Origin of the sequence: Shewanella zhangzhouensis, assembly GCF_019457615.1 — a bacterium.
Lineage (GTDB): Bacteria > Pseudomonadota > Gammaproteobacteria > Enterobacterales > Shewanellaceae > Shewanella > Shewanella zhangzhouensis.
Genome location: NZ_CP080414.1, coordinates 1846281 through 1866730 on the forward strand (window position 1 = coordinate 1846281; position 20450 = coordinate 1866730).

The 20450-nt window shown below is 54.0% G+C and carries 12 protein-coding genes; 4 read left to right on the top strand and 8 right to left on the bottom strand.

Features of this window, described 5'->3' with window-relative positions; all coding sequences use genetic code 11:
- Nucleotides 1–79 precede the first annotated feature (79 nt).
- Complete coding sequence (locus K0H63_RS07975; RefSeq protein ID WP_220067477.1) at nt 80–1006, top strand: class I SAM-dependent methyltransferase; 927 nt, start codon at nt 80–82, stop codon at nt 1004–1006.
- Nucleotides 1007–2003: 997 nt separating this feature from the next.
- Here K0H63_RS07975 and K0H63_RS07980 read toward each other — a convergent pair.
- From K0H63_RS07980 to ackA, 3 genes are all read right to left on the bottom strand, one after another.
- The gene (locus K0H63_RS07980) at nt 2004–2441 is read right to left on the bottom strand and encodes a hypothetical protein (protein WP_220067478.1); all 438 of its coding nucleotides are present in this window, start codon (nt 2439–2441) and stop codon (nt 2004–2006) included.
- A gap of 397 nt (nt 2442–2838) precedes the next feature.
- Nucleotides 2839–4977: a phosphate acetyltransferase gene (pta, locus tag K0H63_RS07985; protein ID WP_011759609.1), complete on the bottom strand. Its 2139-nt coding sequence runs from the start codon at nt 4975–4977 to the stop codon at nt 2839–2841.
- Between the two features lie 92 nt (nt 4978–5069).
- The gene (ackA, locus tag K0H63_RS07990) at nt 5070–6269 is read right to left on the bottom strand and encodes an acetate kinase (protein WP_220067479.1); all 1200 of its coding nucleotides are present in this window, start codon (nt 6267–6269) and stop codon (nt 5070–5072) included.
- A gap of 171 nt (nt 6270–6440) precedes the next feature.
- On the opposite strand from ackA, the gene yfbV reads away from it, so the two are divergent.
- Nucleotides 6441–6884 carry a terminus macrodomain insulation protein YfbV gene (gene yfbV / locus K0H63_RS07995; protein WP_220067480.1) on the top strand — a complete coding sequence of 148 codons (444 nt, stop codon included), beginning with the start codon at nt 6441–6443 and terminating at the stop codon, nt 6882–6884.
- A gap of 57 nt (nt 6885–6941) precedes the next feature.
- Here the strand turns inward: yfbV and pflA are convergent, their stop codons facing one another.
- From pflA to K0H63_RS08010, 3 genes are all read right to left on the bottom strand, one after another.
- The gene (gene pflA, locus K0H63_RS08000; RefSeq protein WP_220067481.1) at nt 6942–7682 is read right to left on the bottom strand and encodes a pyruvate formate lyase 1-activating protein; all 741 of its coding nucleotides are present in this window, start codon (nt 7680–7682) and stop codon (nt 6942–6944) included.
- An 87-nt stretch (nt 7683–7769) separates the two neighbouring features.
- Nucleotides 7770–10052: a formate C-acetyltransferase gene (pflB, locus tag K0H63_RS08005; RefSeq protein WP_220067482.1), complete on the bottom strand. Its 2283-nt coding sequence runs from the start codon at nt 10050–10052 to the stop codon at nt 7770–7772.
- 396 nt (nt 10053–10448) lie between these two features.
- A complete protein-coding gene (locus K0H63_RS08010; RefSeq protein WP_258405493.1) occupies nt 10449–12014 on the bottom strand; it encodes a DUF3360 family protein in 1566 nt (521 codons plus the stop codon).
- An 889-nt stretch (nt 12015–12903) separates the two neighbouring features.
- Between K0H63_RS08010 and focA the strand changes: the two genes are divergently transcribed.
- Nucleotides 12904–14547, top strand: a complete 1644-nt coding sequence (gene focA, locus K0H63_RS08015; protein WP_220067483.1) for a formate transporter FocA — start codon at nt 12904–12906, stop codon at nt 14545–14547.
- A 5-nt stretch (nt 14548–14552) separates the two neighbouring features.
- Here focA and K0H63_RS08020 read toward each other — a convergent pair whose 3' ends face one another.
- Nucleotides 14553–15467 (bottom strand): LysR substrate-binding domain-containing protein, encoded by a 915-nt coding sequence (locus K0H63_RS08020; protein WP_220067484.1) that lies wholly within the window; start codon nt 15465–15467, stop codon nt 14553–14555.
- A 346-nt stretch (nt 15468–15813) separates the two neighbouring features.
- Here K0H63_RS08020 and yfcC point away from each other — a divergent pair, with 346 nt between their 5' ends.
- Nucleotides 15814–17376, top strand: a complete 1563-nt coding sequence (gene yfcC / locus K0H63_RS08025; RefSeq protein ID WP_220067485.1) for a putative basic amino acid antiporter YfcC — start codon at nt 15814–15816, stop codon at nt 17374–17376.
- Nucleotides 17377–17612: 236 nt separating this feature from the next.
- On the opposite strand, the gene K0H63_RS08030 is transcribed toward yfcC, so the two are convergent.
- Nucleotides 17613–20312 carry a TonB-dependent receptor plug domain-containing protein gene (locus K0H63_RS08030; RefSeq protein WP_220067486.1) on the bottom strand — a complete coding sequence of 900 codons (2700 nt, stop codon included), beginning with the start codon at nt 20310–20312 and terminating at the stop codon, nt 17613–17615.
- Nucleotides 20313–20450: the final 138 nt, after the last annotated feature.

Below are 20450 nucleotides of genomic sequence, written 5' to 3' on the forward strand. Positions count from 1 at the left end.
CCAAACCTATTTCAGTAATGGGCGGCCTGGCCGCCCATTGTATTTTCAGAAGCCTATTTTTTAGAGGAACCGGGTTTTCATGCAGGCTTTTATCGACTTTTTAGCGACGGCCGAATTACCGGATGACTGCCGACGTATGTTTCACGGCCGCGGTGGCCGTTATCCCGGCGCAGAGCACCTGTGCCTTGACTGGTATGCACCGGCGCTGCTGCTGACCTCGTTTTGTGAACTCAGCGCAGATGAGCTGGCGACGGCAAAAGCTGCCTTGGAAACGTTTTGGCAGCGGGTGGGAGAAGCCGCTCCCCTGACGCTGGTGTATCAGTATCGCAGTGGCGCCGGTACCCGCACTGAATGCCTCTGCGGTGAATTGCCGAACGATCACGTTATAGAAGAGCAGGGACTTAAGTTTCGGGTGCACTTGATGCGTGGCCAGAATCACGGGCTGTTTCTCGATATGCGTGAAGGTCGCCGTTTTGTACATGAGCATGCCAGGGGAAAGAAGGTCCTTAATCTTTTCAGCTACACCTGCGCCTTTTCGGTGGCAGCCCTTGCCGGCGGCGCAACCGAGGTGGTGAATATCGACATGGCAAAGGGCGCGCTTTCCATTGGCAAACAAAACCATGATCTCAATGGCCTGGTGGGGGGCGCACGCTTTCTGGGCCACGATATTTTCAGTAGCTGGGGCAAGCTGACCCGCTACGGCCCCTACGACCTGGTGATTGCCGATCCTCCCAGCAACCAAAAGGGCAGTTTTATCGCCACCAAGGACTACGTGCGTTTACTGCGGCGCTTACCTGAGCTGGTAAAAGAAGGTGGCGACCTCTTGCTTTGCCTTAACGCCCCTGAGCTTGGGAGTGATTTTTTAATGGCGCAGGTCGCAGAGACGGCACCATCTCTGGCGTTTGTAACACGTATCGCCAATCCAGCCGTGTATGCCGACGTGGATGAGGAGAAGTCTTTGAAGGTGTTGCACTATCAAAAGCGCACATCCGACATTGAAGCCTGATGCTGGCTGTTGAAACCTGCTATTGATACCTGATGTTTGCAGGGCGAGGCTATCAGTGTGGGTGGTTTTGTGTGGTTACAGCAGTCGAATCAGTAGCAAACAAAAGGGCCATGATTGGCCCTTTTGACTGTTGAGTCAGTAAGTTAAACGTTCCGGGATCAGAGATTGTCCGTTATTTTCGAGCCAGGATGCGACGCGCATTGGGTCGTTCAAACTGTGCATCTCATTACATAACCTGTCTTGTACATCCAGCGGGATATGCATGTTTTCCATAAACATCCTCATCCCCAACATGTCCCCACGTCCTATAAGGGCCGCAAGCCTACCGGCTTGAAAGTCTATCAGCGCATTCATATGACAGCCTCCAACAGTTGACTTTTAACTAATAGCACTGCAGTAGGCTCAGCGCCTAGACTGTTTCGTTGTAAAAATCAATCCCTACCAAATAAATTCAGCTGTTGTTGGCAAGGAGGATAAGAGCGCTTAAATACCCGTAATTCTGAAAGACTTTCATGCAAGGCTACTGGTTGGTGACTTTTTGAGCGCTTTTTTGTGGCATTTAGCCAAAAAATGGAAACAAAAGTGAAAGTAAACTGTAATTTTTGGTTTTGAGTTGGTATACTGCGCCCCGTAATCGAGCCACTCGCGATACCCTTGGACAAGATGCCTTCAACTGTAAGGAACGTCATCGGGATGTGCACAGAGTTGGCGCTGTCAGCCCTCAGACAAGGATTACACCGAGTTCATGTCTGCGAAGAATAGACAGAACCTCAGTACCCGACCCAAACCAAAGCTGGAGTCCGTTATGGAAATTCATGAGTACGAAAACGCGTATTATCAGGTGCAGGATGAAGTGATTGAGTCTTTGCCTCTGGAAAAGGACGAAGAAGCGTTTTTGGATTGAGAATCCTCCATGTCCCGGGACATGCAGACCTAAAAAAATAATAATCAGCAAAAAGGCCACCCTCGGGTGGCCTTTTTCATGGTCAGTGGCGTATCAGCCATTCGCGGCGCGTTTTTCGGTCATTATCTCAACAATTACCCAGTTTTTTCCGCGCTTGTTCAGTCTTACCGTTCTGTCATCCAGCCAGGGCTGGCCGCCTTTAAGACCCTTGAGCTTCACCTTTACGGTGACGTCGTCGGTGAATTTGCGAAAGAAGTCGATATCGATTTCTTCGATTTCCAACTCCACATCCGTCATTGACAGATTCAACATGTGCCGCTGCACCGAGGCGGCAATATGGTAGTGACCGAGCACTTCTTGCATCGGGGCATCCACAAAGCGTTTGGCCTCTGCCACATCGCGGTTGACATAGATGGCACTGAAAAAGCCGAGGCTAACCTGCTCGGGCGTCAGGTTTGGGCTTGTGGCGCTTTCAACGGACTCGTTGCAACCTGCAAGCATGAAAAACACTATCAACAAAAATGCGCGCATGGGTACCTGCTGACTGATGATTAACACCCTAAGTATCAGAAATTTCAGCTTTCAGTACAAGGGATGGATTTGATCTCTTGCGATCTGCAACGAAAACTGTCATATCTGTAAAGCTGTGCTTGGCATCTTATCCACAGAATCTGTGGACAAGTATGTTGAAGAATGAGGATATTTATCTTAAGTGGTTGCTACCGCAGTATTTTGACGGTTGGCTAAAAAATTGTCGCTTGTTTGTTCGACGTTTTTTGGTCGACTTTTCTACGCCTTCATTTCCCGATTTCCCACGCCGAAGATCCCTTGCCTGATCCCTTTAACGCCGGTGGATCGTAAAAGCCGTCAATGAGCGAGCCATAAAAAACGCCGTCAGTTGACGGCGTTTTCATTATGGGTTGCAGGCTTACTGCTGCGTCGCCTGAATGGCGGTCAGGGCGATAGTGTAGACGATATCGTCTACCAAGGCGCCGCGGGACAGGTCGTTCACTGGCTTTCTCATGCCCTGCAGCATAGGGCCAATGCTGATAAGCTCAGCGCTTCGCTGTACGGCCTTGTATGTGGTGTTACCCGTATTGAGGTCGGGGAATACAAACACGGTAGCCTTACCGGCAACAGGACTGTCGGGTGCTTTGGAGCGTGCCACGTTTGGCATCACGGCAGCGTCATACTGCAGCGGGCCATCGATAACCAGATCGGGGCGTTTCTCTTTGGCAATGCGGGTGGCTTCGCGAACCTTGTCCACATCGGAGCCAGTGCCCGAGTTACCGGTGGAGTAGCTTATCATGGCGACGCGGGGCTCGATGCCGAAGGCCTTGGCAGACTCAGCGGACTGAATGGCGATATCGGCCAGCTGTTCGGCGTTCGGATCCGGGTTAATGGCGCAGTCACCGTATACCAGTACCTGATCCGGCATCAGCATAAAGAAGATTGACGATACCAGGCTTGAGCCGGGGGCAGTTTTAATCAGCTGCAGCGGTGGACGAATGGTATTGGCTGTGGTGTTTACCGCACCTGACACTATGCCGTCCACTTCATCTTCGGCCAGCATCATGGTGGCCAGTACCATGTTGTCTTCCAGTTGCTCACGGGCGACCACTTCGGTAAGCCCCTTGTGGCGGCGCAGGTTCAGCATAGGCTCGACATACTGCTCGCGAATATCTTCAGGGTCGAGGATCTCAACGCCTTCACCCAGCACCACATCCTGTGCTGCGGCAATACGTAAAATATCGTCTTTTTTACCCAGCAGTACGCAGCGGGCGATACCACGCTCGGCGCAGATGCTGGCGGCCTTGATGGTGCGCGGCTCGTCGCCTTCCGGCAATACAATGCACTTTTTGGCGGCGCGGGCCAGTTCAGTCAGCTTGTAGCGGAAGGCCGGTGGAGACAGGCGGTGTTCGCGTGGCGAGTTTTCGGTCACGCTTTCAATCCAGCTCTGGTCGATGTGGCTTGCCACATATTCCTGTACCAGCTCAATTCGTACTGCATCGTCCACGGGTACTTCGTGGTTAAAGCGCTGAATATTGAGCGAGGTTTGCCAGGTGTTGGTGTCTATCATAAACACCGGCAGGCCGGTCTCGAATGCCTGTTCACACAGCTTCAGTACTTCCGGCTCAGGCTCGTAGGAGCCGGTCAGCAGCAGGGCACCAATCTTCACGCCGTTCATGGCTGCAAGGCAGGCCGCCACAATCACATCTGAGCGATCGCCTGAAGTTACCAGCAGCGAGTCGGTACGGAAGTGACTCAGCATGTTGGGAATGGAGCGGGCACAGAAGGTCACTTTACGCAGGCGACGGGTGTTCATTTCACCGGCGTTCAGGATGCGGGCATGCAAGTGCTTGGCAAGGTCTGAAGCGCGGGGTGACACCAGATCCAGGTTGTAAGGCACGCTGCCGAGAATACGCAGCTTGCTCTTGCCGGGTAGCTGGAACATGGCCGTGGCATCACCTTTCTGGATGTCCTGATGGTCGAACACTTCAGACAGGTCAGGGCGGGTGCGGCCTTCATCGTCCACCGGTGCCCCAATCTTGTTGATCACAGCGCCAATCAGACGTTTGTTCTTGGCGCCGCCCCAGCTGTTGTAGGCGATTTCCAAACGGTTCATCAGCGCGTTCGGGGTGTCGTTACCCGGGGTGGCGATGAAAATCACGTCCGCATCCAACGCTTTGGCGATGGCGTAGTTCACGTCATCGGAGAAAGAATGGCTGCGGGTTGGCACCAAACCTTCGATGATAAGAGTTTCGGTGTTGGCAGCAATTTCGCTGGCGCGGGCAATGATTTGCTCCATCAGCACATCGGTCTGGTCGGTACGGATAAGCGACTCGGCGTGCTGCATGTCGAAGGGCTCAAGCGGGTTCACCGTGGGCGACTTGGACAGAATCGTGGTTGAGCGCTCCGGGCCTGAGTCGGCAGGGCGCTGCTGGCTGATGGGCTTAAAGAACTGCACCTTCACGCCGTGGCGTTCCAGTGCGCGCACCATACCCAGGCTCAGAGAGGTGAGGCCAACGCCTGTGCCTATGGGAACCAACATGATGTTGCGGGACATAAAGTACCTCTTGTGGTGTTGCTTTGATGGTCGGGCCATCAGATGCTTTTAATGCAAAACCGCCCGCGGGTGTCCCCGGGGCGGCAGGCGCCTTATTTGTTAACCAGGCGCAGCGAGTCTTCGGCAATGACCCACTCTTCGTTGGTGGGGATCACCATGGCAATGGGGCTGCCATCTTTGGTAATCACGCCCTGGTTGCCGAACCGGGCGGCTTTGTTGCGCTCGCTGTCGACTTCAAACTTAAAGATTTCTAGCAGGTTCAGTACTTTCTCACGAATAAGATCGGAGTTTTCGCCGATGCCGCCGGTAAAGACGACAGCATCCAAACGGCCAAGTGGCACTGTGTAGGAGGCGATGTACTTGGCGAGGCGATAGCAGAAAATTTCCAGTGCCAGGGTCGCACCCTTGTGGCCTTCTGCGTAGCCTTCTTCGATACCACGGCAATCGTTGGTAAGCTCAGAAATACCGAGCAAACCACTTTGCTTGTTCATCAGGTTGTTCACTTCATCCAGGGTGTAACCCAGCTGATGCACCAGGTGGTAGATGATGGAGGGGTCCAGATCGCCACAGCGCGTCCCCATTACCAGGCCTTCCAGCGGAGTCAGACCCATGGAGGTGTCTACACTCTTGCCGCCTTTCACCGCCGTTACAGAGGCACCGTTGCCCAAGTGGGCACAAATTACATTGGTGTCGCTCACGTCTTTGCCAAGGGCCTTGGCAGCCTCGCGGCTGACAAACAAGTGGCTGGTGCCGTGCATACCGTAGCGGCGGATGCCGTGTTCACGATAGAGCTTGTAGGGCAGGGCGTAGATATAGGCGCGGTCCGGCATACTCTGATGGAAAGCGGTATCGAACACGGCCACCTGAGGCAGCGCCGGGAACGAGGCCTGAGCGGCACGAATACCGATAAGGTGCGCCGGGTTATGCAGTGGCGCCAGCGAGGCACAGTCTTCAATGCCCTTGAGTACCGCATCATCGATAATGACCGAGTGGGTAAACTTTTCGCCGCCGTGCACGATACGGTGACCAATGGCGATGAGTTGGCCTTTCAGTTCAGGCTCATTCACCAGGATTTTGTTGACTATGTATTCCACCGCTTCGCGGTGAGCGCTGAAGGCGCCCAAACTGGCATCGTGTTTCTCGCCACGTAATTTCCATTTGATACGGGCATTTTCCAGACCGAAGCACTCGGCGAGACCTGAAATTTTTTCGTCGCCATTGGTGGCGTCCAGAATGGCAAACTTCAGTGAAGAGCTGCCACAGTTGAGTACCAGAACCAAAGTATTGGACATGATAAAACCTTCTTGCGTCATGAAATAGTTGGCCGGGTCTTGTTCCGGCGACTTTGCCTGGCGGGCAGGCCATTAAAACTTCTCATCTGCTTCCCTGAGCCACGCTTGGGAAGCCGACTGCCTTTGTGCTAAGGTTAAAGCAGTCTGTGTTGTCCATAGGTTCCCGGGTTGATGAAATTTCAGCTGTTTTCCACCCTGCGCGATGGCCATCGTTATATGAAGGCCTGGCCGATGGCGAAACCTCTGGGGTATTTTTTCCCGGAATATCGCGTCGTTAAGGCAACGTCCCTCGCCATACGTTTTATGCCGCCTTTCGCACTCTTGGCGGCAGCCAGCCAAATTTATCTCCATGGCTGGGCATTTTTGCCTCAGGCGATTGCCATTGGCCTGTTTTTCTTCAGTCTGCCACTCCAGGGCATGCTGTGGCTTGGGCAGCGTGCCCGTCATCCTTTGCCATTGTCTCTGCTAAGCTTTGGCAACCAAGTGCAGGAACGACTTCAAGCCATAGGCGTGGCTTATATTCCCCTTGGCGCCAAGGCCTGCTACCTCGATATGGCCAATCTCTTGAAGATAGCCTTCGACCGACTCGATGCAAGTTACTGGGACGAGCTTTGAGCCTCGCTAAGGCTCAACGAGCACCTCGGTAACTGCGGGTATTCCGCTGTAACAGTCTTAATAAGTCGCGGTCAGTCCGCGGCGGGTAAACACGGCCTTGATGGCTTCCATGGTATCGGCGGTGGGCGGATGAACACCCTTGAGCGGATACTCCTCACCCATGGCCTCCCACTTGTGCTTGCCCAGCTCGTGGTAGGGCAGCAGTTCCACCTTTTCCACATTGCCCATGGGGGCGATAAAATCGGCCAGTTTTTCAGCACTTTCAACATCTTCGGTGAACCCGGCGACGACCACGTAACGGATCCAGGTTTTCTGGCCGCGTTTGGCGAGGTATTCGGCAAACTGCAGGGTGCGATGATTACTGACCTTGGTTAAATCCTGATGTTTGGCATCATCTATGTGTTTGATATCCAAGAGCACCAGATCGGTGTTGTCCAAGAGTACATCAATGGCGGGCGTGTACTTGCGCACGAAACCATTGGTATCCAGACAGGTATGAATGCCCTCGGCGCGGCAGGCCTTGAAGAGCTCGGCCACAAACCCGGCCTGCAGTATGGCCTCACCGCCACTGGCTGTGACACCGCCACCACTGGCATCCAAAAAAGGTCGATAGCTGAGGATTTGACTCATCAGCTCATCGACCTGCATTTCCTTGCCACCATCCAAATCCCAGGTATCACGGTTATGGCAGTATTGGCAGCGCATCAGACAACCCTGCATAAAGGTGATAAACCTGATGCCGGGACCGTCCACTGTGCCGAAGGATTCCACTGAATGAACCCTGCCTGTGACTGTCATTGAAACTCCTGGGATTGGCTGAAACTGAGGACAATTGTGGCGAGCCACAATTGTCCTTTAGCGACCGGTGAATTACCAGCGCCTGAATTACAAACCTTGAGTAAAGGTGCGGGTGATCACATCCTGCTGCTGCTCTGGTGTCAGTGAGTTAAAGCGCACTGCATAACCAGATACACGGATGGTGAGCTGTGGATACTTGTCAGGGTTTGCAATGGCATCCTCAAGCATTTCACGGTTCATCACGTTCACGTTCAGGTGCTGGCCACCTTCACGGCTTTCGCTGTGGCGGAAATAACCGTCCATCAGGGCTGCCAGGTTGCGTTCACGGGCCTTTTCATCTTTACCCAGGGCATTGGGTACGATAGAGAAGGTGTAAGAAATACCATCCTGTGCGTGGGCAAAGGGCAGCTTGGCAACAGAAGTGAGTGAGGCGATGGCGCCTTTCTCATCACGGCCGTGCATTGGGTTGGCACCCGGGGCAAAAGGTGCACCGGCGCGGCGGCCATCGGGGGTGTTACCTGTCTTCTTGCCGTACACCACGTTGGAGGTGATGGTCAGGATAGACTGGGTTGGGATGGCGTTGCGGTACATCTTCTTGTTGCGAATTTTGGCCATAAAGCCTTCAACCAGCATACAGGCGATATCATCCACGCGGGCATCGTTGTTACCGAACTTGGGATAGTCACCCTCAATTTCGAAGTCAACGGCGATGCCTTGCTCGTCGCGTACCGGCTTCACCTTGGCGTACTTGATAGCAGACAGGGAGTCGGCTGCAATCGACAGACCGGCGATACCACAGGCCATGGTGCGGCGCACGTCGCGGTCGTGCAGTGCCATCAGCGCGGCTTCGTAAGAATACTTGTCGTGCATAAAGTGAATGGCGTTGAGTGCGGAGACATACTGGGTCGCCAGCCATTCCATCAGGTTGTCCAGACGACCCATTACATCGTCATAGTCCAGATATTCGCTGGTGATAGGCTCAGATTTAGGACCTATCTGCACTTTCAGCTTTTCGTCCACACCGCCGTTGATGGCATACAGCATGGTCTTGGCGAGGTTGGCACGTGCACCGAAGAACTGCATGTGCTTACCCACCACCATGGGGCTCACGCAGCAGGCGATGGCATAGTCGTCAGACTCGAAGTCCGGACGCATAAGGTCATCGTTTTCGTACTGGATGGAGCTGGTGTCGATGGACACCTTGGCACAGAAAGTTTTGAAGTTTTCTGGCAGCTTTTCAGACCAGAGCACAGTGATGTTTGGCTCAGGGCTTGGGCCCATGTTGTACAGGGTGTGCAGGAAGCGGAAGCTGGACTTGGTGACCAGAGTACGGCCATCGAGACCCATGCCGCCGATTGATTCAGTGGCCCAGATTGGGTCGCCCGAGAACAGCTCATCGTACTCAGGGGTACGCAGGAAGCGCACCATACGCAGCTTCATCACGAAGTGGTCAATCATCTCCTGCGCCTGCTCTTCGGTCAGAGTACCGTTTTTCAGATCGCGCTCAATGTAGATGTCGATAAAGCTGGAAGTACGGCCAAGTGACATGGCGGCACCGTTTTGGCTCTTCACCGCGGCGAGGTAGCCGAAGTAGGTCCACTGGATGGCTTCCTGGGCGTTTTTGGCAGGGCCAGAGATGTCGTAGCCGTATTTGGCGGCCATTTCCTTCATCTGAGCCAGGGCGCGGTGCTGCTCGGCGATTTCTTCGCGCAGCTGCATGGTGGCCTGCAGATCTTCACCTTCTTCAAAACGGGATTGCAGCGAAGTGAATTGCTTCAGTTTGTCGGCCATCAGGTAATCGATACCGTACAGGGCCACGCGGCGGTAGTCACCGATGATACGGCCACGGCCATAGGCATCGGGCAGGCCGGTCAGTACGCCGGATTTACGGCAGGCAAGGATTTCCGGGGTATAGATGTCGAATACGCCCTGGTTGTGGGTCTTGCGCAGCTCAGAATAGACATACTTGATGTCGGCATTCAGTTCACGGTTGTAGGCGGCGCAGGAGCTTTCCACCATACGGATACCGCCGTTTGGCAGCATGGCGCGCTTGAGTGGCGCATCGGTTTGCAGACCAACAATGGTTTCCAGTGCTTTTTCGATATAACCGGCATCGTGGGAGGTGATGGTAGATACCTTGTCGGTATCAAAATCCAGCGGCGCGTGGGTGCGGTTTTCTTCCTTGATACCTTCCATTACCTTGGCCCACAGGGCGTTGGTAGCGGCGGTGGGACCGGCCAGGAAGCTGTCGTCACCTTCATAGGGGGTGTAGTTGGTCTGAATAAAGTCACGTACATTGACATCGGACTTCCAATCACCGGGAACGAATCCTTCCCACGCGGTTTGGAACAGCTCAGTTTTATCGGTCATCGTACTTCACCTTCTATTTGAGAAAAGGGTTGGGGATGTTTCCCCTTGTGAGTCTTGTTACATCCCGGCGAAACATCCCCTGATGAAGCCAGGACCCCGGAAGACTTTCCGGTGGATTCCGTGAACGCCTTACCAATCTCTAATTTAATTGGTAAGACCAATTGTCCATATGCATATTAACATAAGCCCCATAGGGTCGCATCCAAAAGCGTTCGAGATTAAGGCGATTAATGCGAAAATTGTTACCGAGTTAGCAGTTTTTAACCGGCAATGACAAGTTGGCATCAGATAACGCTGAAATTCACCCTGTCCAGCATATTAGATAGCGCTCAAGACCATGAAAGCACAATAAGAAAAAGGGGCACATTTGCCCCTTTTTTATCTTATGCATGAGTGTTACAGCAGCGCTGGAATGCCTTCAATCATGCCCACAGCCAGCATGGCGGCGAGACAGATAACGAAGGCGAGTCCGGGAATAACGACCCGGTCAACGAATGACAGGTTGGCGGCACGCTCTTTGTCACCAATCAGGCCATTGTTGTCCAAAAGCATGGTCAGTGCCCAGGCCAGCACAGGGTTGGCCACGAACGAACCGAAGATACAGATCCCGGCGGCCTGGCTGCTCTGGTTGTCTTTCACCATCTGCAGACCGGCTTCCAGCAGCGGCAGGAATACACCTACCAGCAGGGCGATGGACATCACTGGACGCCAGGTGGTCAGATCCATCGGATAACCTACAATCGCCACGATAATACACAGGCTGCCCAGCAAAATGGCACCGGCAGGAATCGGACGCTTGGCGATGGCGGCTGGGATCATATATGTACCCCAGCTCGATGTGATGTTACCGCCGCCCACGGCGGTACCCACCATTTGACGCAGTGAGCAGGTGGTCATGGTGTCATCCACGTCCATCAGTACTTTTTCCGCGCCCTTGGGATAGTTCAGCTCCTGGAAAATACGGTGGCCGAGGAAGTCGGGTGACCACATGGCAACCGCCAGAATGGCAAAGGGCAGAGATGCGATAAAGTGCTGCATATTGGGCAGGCCAAGCTGCCAGCCGGTTTCGGTTGAGCCCCACCAGTACACAGGGTTCAGGTTGGGTAAACCGGGGGCAGTGGTGAATTTAAGATCCAGTCCGGCGCCCAGGGCAAAGGCCATCACAATGGCGGCAATGGAGCACAGTGGAATGGCGAGCCAGCGCTTTCCGAACTTGGCAAGCAGGGCGTAAATCACTACGTTGGCGAGCAGAATAAAGAAGGCGACATAGCCTAAGGAGTAATCCAGCGCGTGCTTGGCTTCGAGGCCGCCAGCCCAGCTGAACAAGGATTCAATCTGGCTCTTTGCCCCCATAAAGCCGAGGAACACCAATAGGCCCCCGGCGACCCCGCTGCTGGTAAGATTCACCAGCCGCGACCCCCCTTTAAAGAAGGACAGCAAGAGACCAAATACCCCCAACAGAATTGCCAGTGCCAGTGGGTGAGCACCGGCCAGCGCGATGGCACCAATCAGCGGGATCATGGGGCCATGGTTACCGCCAAGGTTGGCGCGGGGATTGATAAAGCCGGAGCTGATGATACAGAAGAGCAGGGCGGGAATGAGCATTTCGACCCGCACCACAGAGATGATAAAGTCGGCACCAAGGTTAATGTGATCCCAGCGCTCGGTAAGACCCGAGGCCCAGGCCGCCATCACGGCAGAATACATCACGGTAATGCCAATGGTGCCGGCAATGGCGGGAACCAAATCTTCCCATTCAAAGTTAAAGTCACGACCGGGCAGGTTGAGGCCCCAGCGTCTGGGATTCATGATTTTCAGTTCATGATCCAGATAGGCTTCACGGGATGAAAACTCCGACGCAGGACGATGGAGCTCGCGGTAGCTTTTTTCCGCGTTATCACTTGTCGCCGTGTCGGTCTCGGTGAGGCCGATGGCCTCAGGTTGATATGCTGTTTCTGACATGTTAATCCCCAAAACAACAGCGTGTTGAGCCTGTTTGACCAGCTTTGAAAGCATCCTTGTTGCTCTGGCCTGTTACTGTCGTAAAAAGCCTGTCAGAAACGGTTTAGATGGTGAAAACGCGTCTGTTTTACCATCCCAAACCCGGGGTCCTAAAATCTGCTCAAATTGGTCATACCAATTTACCTGTTAAAAATGTTACCACAGCCGTTATAGCCTCTCATCAACTATCAATCTTTCTGAAGCACCCTGATGACGGATTTGCGACACAGCTAACATAGCTGGATGTTGGGCCATGCAGTCTATTGCACAGGGGCACAATAATTGCGTAGGGGAGGGGGTTTTAGGGGGCAACACCCGCAACCAGACGCAGCCGCAGGGCCGGCGCAGGGCCGACGTAGGGAAGAACACCGGCTTTTTACCTGAGTATCAATTATCCCGCGTCAGCTAGTCTGGCTTATTGCCACCTATTTACCTTAAAAGCTCTGCACCCTGCTTCAAGGCTCAGCTCACTGGTTTGGGAGTGATTATTCCGGAGGTGCCATCCCGGCATGACCGGCTTGTTTCACTGCCAGGTGCTTCACATGTCTGGGTTCACTCACGAGCCCGTGCAGGCCACGGATGTAATTGGAAGCCCAAACTCCGCACTTTTCATTTATTTTCAAATTCTTGGCTTTATTTCTGTGAATTTTGTGACAGTGGCGACTACCGAGTGTTCTGACTGACACTCAGTCTTGTTCAAAAGGTCGCTTTCAATCTTTTTCTATCAAACAAACTGATATCTAGCATCAAAAGTATTCGATATTGCTAATGGTTGCTGCTTGCTACATTTGGCGCAATGCAGCAGCCAAGCTGTTGGTACAGAAACTTTTTATTGATATGGGTGCCAGATATGCCAACTCATCTCCACCAGCGTAAAACGCCGTTGGCGCCGCCGCGCTCAACCAAGGGCACGACACTGCCCGGGACACGCGAAGGCGGCCTGATGGCCGATATCTGTTATGCAAGCCGAAAGAAGCTTGCAAAGGGACAGCGGCAACGGTTTGCCGAGGCCGTGTATGCAGGGATTTTCATCGGTCTGGGGTTTGTCTTTTACCTGACGGTGACCACAGGTAGCGCCGGCGCGCCATGGGGCATGGTGCGTCTCGCCGGTGCGCTCGCCTTCAGTTTGGGGCTGATGTTGGTGGTACTGCTGGGGATGGAGCTTTTTACGGGCACAGTGCTGACCGCCATCCCCTGGGTTCAGGGCTCGGCCCGGTTATCGACCCTGCTAAAAAGCTGGCTTTGCGTTTATTGTGGCAACGCCTTGGGGGCGCTGAGTCTGGCCGTATTGGTGCTGCTTGCGGGTGTGTGGCAACTCGATGGAGGGCTGTGGGGGGTTAATCTGGTATCCACGGCACTTCACAAACTGCACCACGGCTGGTGGGAGGCGTTTTTCCTGGGGGTACTTTGTAACTTTTTGGTTTGCCTTGGGGTTTGGCTTAGTTTTCTCAGTGCTAATCCGGGCACCCGGGCGCTGCTCCTGATGCTGCCGGTGGCGCTTTTTGTGAGCAGCGGCTTTGAGCACAGCATCGCCAACCTGTTTTTGCTGCCTCTTGCCGGCATGCTGGCTCAGCACATCCCGGATACGTTATTGCTTACCCATGGTATTGAGCCGGCGCGGCTTGCTGAGCTGACACCCGCCAACATGCTGCAACTCAATCTGCTGCCCGTCACCCTCGGCAACATCGTTGGCGGCGCTGTGCTGGTGGGGATGGGGCTCCTGGGCGTGCACAGGTTGGGAGAGCGCTCGGCGCACTCTGTCTCTGCTACCCCTGCCAATATTGGGGCCGGGCTTAGTTTGGTTACCACCGAAGCCTGCGTATCTGTTGCCGATGGTGCTCCGGCAGGCCTCCGCCATTCCGGGCAGCCAAGCCAGTTCACTAACACGCATTTTAAACCCACACCCAGTTCACCTTGTCTGACACCACTGCCCGATGGGCTTCATCCTGCGGCAGCGTCACCCTTATCGTTGGAGCAAACCATGATGAATAAACACCTGAATACCCTTACCGTTTCCGCCTTGTTGGAGCCAGCTGTCACCTTAACGCCGGATATGAACCTGTGGCAGTCGTTGGCACTGATGGAAAGTGCGGGTGGCGTGTCCTGTCCTGTGGTGGCCGACGGTGGCCGCCTTGTGGGAATGCTCGCACCCCAGGACGCGATGCGGGGCCTGTGGGCGGAGGAGTTTGCCGCCGATGGCAGTTACCGGGTAGGGGACATGATGCAAAAAGTGCTGCATACAGTCGCTGCCGATGAGCCGCTTTTGACCGTGCTGGAATACTGGGTGGTCGACAGGCAGCGGCTCTTTCCTGTGACCGGCGAAGGGCATTGGCTGGGAACGGGATATCAGGCCTATGAAGAGCGTCTGAGGGGCGCTGTGGCAGCCAGTCCCGCAACCTTGCCGGTGGTGGACGCCGGGGTGCTAAAGGGCGTCATTCACCGTGATGCCTTGCTGCGATTGCTGCAAAGTGTCAGAGAAAAAGTCCCCGCATAACTCCTTCAGACTTTCTCCTGGCTCGTGTGCCTGTGGCGCGCGAGCCTTTTTGCTTCGGATATTACACAGTCACGCAGCGGGTTTTCGGTGGCATCGGCGCGCCATACGAAAGACAACTGGCGCTTCATGTTCAGTTTGGGCGTTGACAGGATAATGAGTTGCCCGGCCGCCACATCCCGCTCCACATCCAAATAGGGCAGTGCACTGAGGTAGGGGCCATTTTTTACCAGCGCCTTCAGCACAGGTACCTGCTCGTACTCCCGCCATACGTTTAATCTGTCGAGATTGCCATGGATAGCAGCATCGAAAATTCGCCGGGTTCCGGCGCCTTGCTCCCGCAGTACCCATTTGGCCTGCTCCAGCTGTGACAGGCTGACATTTCCGTACTTGCCGTAGGGATGGTGGGGCGCGGCAATCACCACCAGATGATCGTCAAGCCAGGGCTCCAACACCAAATGGGCATCGTCGCTGCGCCCTTCGATGATGCCAAAGTCCACCTCATACTCCTGCACGGCCGTGATAACGTTTTCGGTGTTTTCGACCATCAGCTCAATATGGATTTGTGGAAAGTCGCTATCAAGACGGCTGATGAGATCCCCAAGCAGGTGTTCAGCCGCCGTTTGGCTGGCCCCCATGGACAAACTGCCGGATAGCAGGTGCTGGTCGTGCAGTCCCATGGCAATTTGTTGAGCATCGGCCAACAGCTTGCGTGCTCGGGGTCTGAGCCAGTGTCCCCAATGGCTCAACATCAGCCGGTTTCCCTGACGGATAAAGAGCGGCCTGCCGAGCAAGCTTTCCAGTTGTTGCAGCGACATGCTGACGGCGGACTGGGTCATGGACAGCTTACGGGCTGCGCCGGACACACTTTCGAGACTGGCGACAGCATCAAATACCGACATTTGTTTGAGGGTGTATTTCATGACAGCAGCTATCAGAGGAATTGATGGTTGCCTGTCATTCTATAAGGCGCGCGGCCTTGCCTTAAATGGCCCATCGCAGAGTTTTTGAATTCTGTTGCCCGGCGCACACTTTGGGTGTGGGCTTTCTGCCCAGAGACTGTGGCGCCGATATCTACTGCCTGGAAATCGTGATGTGGATTTATATTTTTACTTTTTATTCAACCGCATAAAAAATTATTGAGCCTTGATGGTGTGGGCGGTGTTAAGGACAGTTAAAGGCTTTTGAGGTATAGTCAGCGCCTTTCGTTTCAATGTGTTCATGGATATGTAATGTATTCGTGGATGATTAACTGGATAAGTACAGACGATGACGACCAGACCTGACCCTTCACCGAGTGCCACTGCCATTGCGCCGCCGCCCCGGACGGGTACCTGGGTGATGCCGGACACCCTGGTGATCATATTTTTTGTGGCGCTTTTTGCCGCACTCATGACCTATTTGGTGCCAGTGGGGTCTTTTGATACCCAGACAGTGACCTTTGTGCAGGACGGGGTGGAGAAAACCCGTCAGGTGGTCGACCCGGATTCGTTCCGTTACGACCTCGATGAACAGGGTGAGCCGAAATTGGCACCGGTCCCTGCCTTTGACCCTCAGGGTAAAGGCTTCTTCAACTACATGTTTGAAGGCCTGGTATCAGGCGACAAATGGGGCAGTGCCGTTGGCGTAATCATGTTTATGCTGGTGATTGGCGGCTCCTTCGGGGTTGTGATGGCCACAGGCACCATAGATAACGGCATATTGCGGCTTATTCACCACACCCAGGGGCGGGAGTTTTTGTTTATTCCCGTGCTCTTTAGCCTGTTTTCCCTCGGCGGCGCCGTGTTCGGCATGGGGGAAGAGGCCATTGCTTTTGCCATCATCATCTGCCCGTTGATGATACGTCTTGGCTATGATGGCATTACCACAGTGATGGTGACCTATGTGGCTACCCAGGTGGGCTTCGGTGCCAGTTGGATGAATCCTTTCAGTGTGGCCATTGCCCAGGGGATTGCCGGTATTCCCGTGCTCTCGGGCGCAGCGGTGCGTATTCCCATGTGGATAGGTTTTACCCTGCTTGGCATCGCTTTTACCATGATTTATGCCCGTAAAATCAAGGCAGCGCCGGCGTTGTCCTACAGCTATGCCACCGACGCCCACTTCAGACAGGCCCAGCAGGGCAGTAACGACCAAAACCACGCTGGCAACAGCCGATTTAATCTGGGTGATTATTTGGTGCTCGCCACCATAATCGCCACCATGGTGTGGGTGATTTGGGGCGTGGTAGCCAAACACTGGTTTATCCCTGAGATTGCCAGCCAATTTTTCACCATGGGGCTGGTTGCCGGTTTGATTGCAGTGATCTTTAACTTAAACGGCCTCACCCTCAATGGCATGGCCAGGGCCTTTAAAGATGGTGCAGCCACCATGCTGGAGCCCTGTTTGTTGGTGGGCAGTGCCGCGGGTATTTTGATTTTACTCGGCAAGGGCGGCCCCACAGAGCCTTCGGTGCTCAACAGCATTCTCTCGGCTGCAGGCGGCTTTATCGGGCATTTACCCGATGCGCTGTCGGCCTGGTTTATGCTGCTGTTTCAGTCGGTATTCAACTTCTTTGTGACCTCAGGCTCTGGTCAGGCGGCGCTGACCATGCCCTTGATGGCGCCGCTCGCCGATATCGTTGGCGTGAGCCGTCAGGTGGCCGTGCTGGCATTTCAATTGGGTGATGGTTTTACCAATGTGTTGGTGCCTACATCGGCCTCTTTGATGGCAACCCTGGGGGTGTGCCGGGTTGAATTCAGCGCCTGGGTGAAATTTATCTGGCGTTTTATGCTGTTACTGCTGATTGCCGCCAGTGTGATGGTAATTGGGGCACATTACCTCGGCTTCAACTGACGGAAAAATGCCGCTTCGCTCTGGTGACTGGTGATTTAAGCGCCGCAGTTTGCAGTCTAAGCGCGGCTGGCTATCTAATGCCAGCCGTCTGATTACAGGTCTTGTTCCTGAAGTCCTGTAAGCCTATGGCTAACGACCAGGCAACATGAATAGCGCGCTTTCAGGCATTGAACCTATCAAAGCACATAAAAAAACGGCACCCTCGGGTGCCGTTTTTATTCAGGACTCAGCGTCGATTAGAACTTCACTTCGCCTTCTACGAACCACTCACGACCACGTGCGTTGTACACGGAACGTGGGTAGTGTGGCCAAGAGGTGTCAGTTGGGTCGAAGTTAGGACCTACGTTGAACAGGTTCACAACACCGGCCTTAACCTTGATACCGTCGGTGATGTTATAACCGGCAGTCAGGTTCCACTTGGTCTGAGAAGCAACTTCATAATCGCTTTCGTTGAACTCAGGGCTGTCAGACTTGAATGACTTGTAAGAAGAACCGTGCATGCGTGCAGTGTGGTAGGCACCCACAGTGGCTTCGAAGTCTTCGATGAACCAGCTCAGCACCATGTTGGCGCGGTACTGTGGCAGGCCGCCATCGTCCAGATCGTCATCTACCGCAGCGGTAGGATCGGTCTGGCCTTCAGACTTCAGCAGGTAAGAACCGTTGAAGTTCAGTTTCAGTTCACCGAACTCGTTGATATCCCAACCGTAACCGGCAGTCACGTCGATACCGCGAACTTTCTGGAAAGCCAGGTTCTGGGCAACGGCGTTGATGTGAGTGATGGTACCGGTCTCATCACGGGTGATCATGTTGGCATAGGTTTCGTATTCGCGGGCAGCTTTGCTGGCGCTGATATCGCTCACCATGTCATCCAGTTTCCATTCCCACACGTCGATAGAGGCGTTCAGGCTCTCACCGCCCCATACCGCGCCGATGTTGGCAGTGTAGCCTTCTTCAGCCTTCAGGTCCTTGTTGGCACCGGTGGTAGAGTCGATGTGCAGTTCGTTACACACTGTGTTGATGGTGGCATCAGGATGTGTCTTACCTGGAGAACCGCCCAGTTCCTGACACTTCTTGAAGTCGATTACAGTGGCGAAGCCCTTGGTGGCATCACCGTATACACGGTGCATGTCTGGGGCGCGGAATACCTTACCGATGGTACCACGTACCAGCAGCTCGTCCATTGGACGGTACTCGATAGCTACCTGTGGAGTCAGGTTGCCGCCAAAGTCTGAGTAACGGTCATAACGTACAGCGGCATCAACAACCAGATCTTCCAGAACTGGCAGACGCATTTCCAGGTAAGTTGCCCAGTAAGAACGCTCACCGGCACCTGATGAACCGCCGCGGCTCAGGATGTTACCTTTCTTGGACTCAGAATCTGTGTCAGTTTCGTAGTCTTGCTTGGTGTATTCAGCACCGAAAGCGAAGTCAGCGTCACCGGCTGGCAGTTCAAACGCAGTACCGGAGATGTTGGCCTGTACGTTTTTCTGGGTAGACTGAGCGCGCTCGAATGGAGAGTAAGCCACGCTGGCTACTTCAGCGGCAGTCATAGGCTTGAGGGCAGAAACGCCGTTCTCACCCTGAGACAGGTAGCTGAACATGCTGCCTACACTGGCGTAACCTGAGCTGAAGATATCCAGTTCAGTGCGACCATAGTTAACAGACGCATCCCAGTTGTAGCTGTCGGCAATCACACCTTCCAGACCAGCGGTAAAGAAGAAGTTTTGGGTGTTGGTTTCACCGCTGCGGTTGCTGAACTCGTGCAGACGACGAACATAGTAGTATTCGCCATCGGGAGCATCGGCAAAGTCACCGCCCAGACCAGTGGTCTTGTTGAAGCTCTTGGTCAGGCTTGGATCCAGGTCAACACCCAGAGTGATTTGGTCACCGGCTACAGTCACTGTGTAGTTGTCGATACCCATTGGTTCGATGCGGGTAGTGGACTGTGCCTTGGCATAATCCATACGGCCAACGAAAGACAGGTCGTCAGACAGCTCATAGGTGAAGTTGGTTGAGCTGATGAAACGGCTGCTTTCCGGTGCCAGATCGCGCCACGCAGAGCGGTCGAAACCACAGAGGTTCTTCTCGGCTACCCACAGGTAACCTTCAGCAATACAGCGCTCCATTGGGATGCTGCCGGCAAAGGTGTTGCCTTTTGGACCACCGGCGATACGGGCACCGTAAGAGCTGTAGGCAGAGTATTCGCTGTAAGGTACTTTATCAGTGTGCAGACCGAATACTTCACGGTCAGAGGCTCTCAGACGCTCGTTATCGGTGAATTCGATAAAGGTAGACACGTTACCACGGTCAGAAGAGGCACCCAGAGACAGGGCGATACGATCTGAACCGCCACCACCTTCAGTGGTGTCACCGTGACGGTATTTCAGGGCAACGCCTTCGAAATCGTCTTTCAGGATGATGTTAACCACACCACCTACGGCGTCAGCACCGTATACGGCAGAAGCACCGGATTGCAGTACTTCGATACGGGCTACGGCTTCCATTGGCAGGTTGGCCGTGTCAACGAAGTTGTCAGTACCGCCGGCTGGCTTTGGATACTGGTTCAGACGCTTACCGTTGATCAGCGTCAGAGTACGGCTGGCACCGGCGCCACGCAGGCTGATAGAAGAAGCGGCTGGAGTAAAGCCGTGCACAGACTGAGTGGTCATGGCGCCTGTGGTAGAAGTCAGGCTTTCCAGAGCGTCCTGAATAGTGGTGAAACCTTGCTTGGCCATTTCTTCAGAGCTAAGAACGGTAACAGGCGTTGCTGATTCCAGATCGGTACGCTTAATACGTGAACCTGTTACTTCGATGCGTTCTACTTTTGCACCATCGGCTTCTTCGGCAAAGGCGGTAGCGCTGGTGATAGCTACAGAAGCAGCACCACCGATCAGCGCAAAGCGTACCGCTTTGGCCAGAGTGTTGTTAACGAGCATGATAATCTCCCTGACACTTAAATGTGTTTTGCTTTTTATAGGACGATATCCCGATACAAATTAATTAAATCCGTGATCGAAATTCGTCTGGCTGGAGATATAACCACACCGAATTTACATGTGCAACACAGAGCTAAA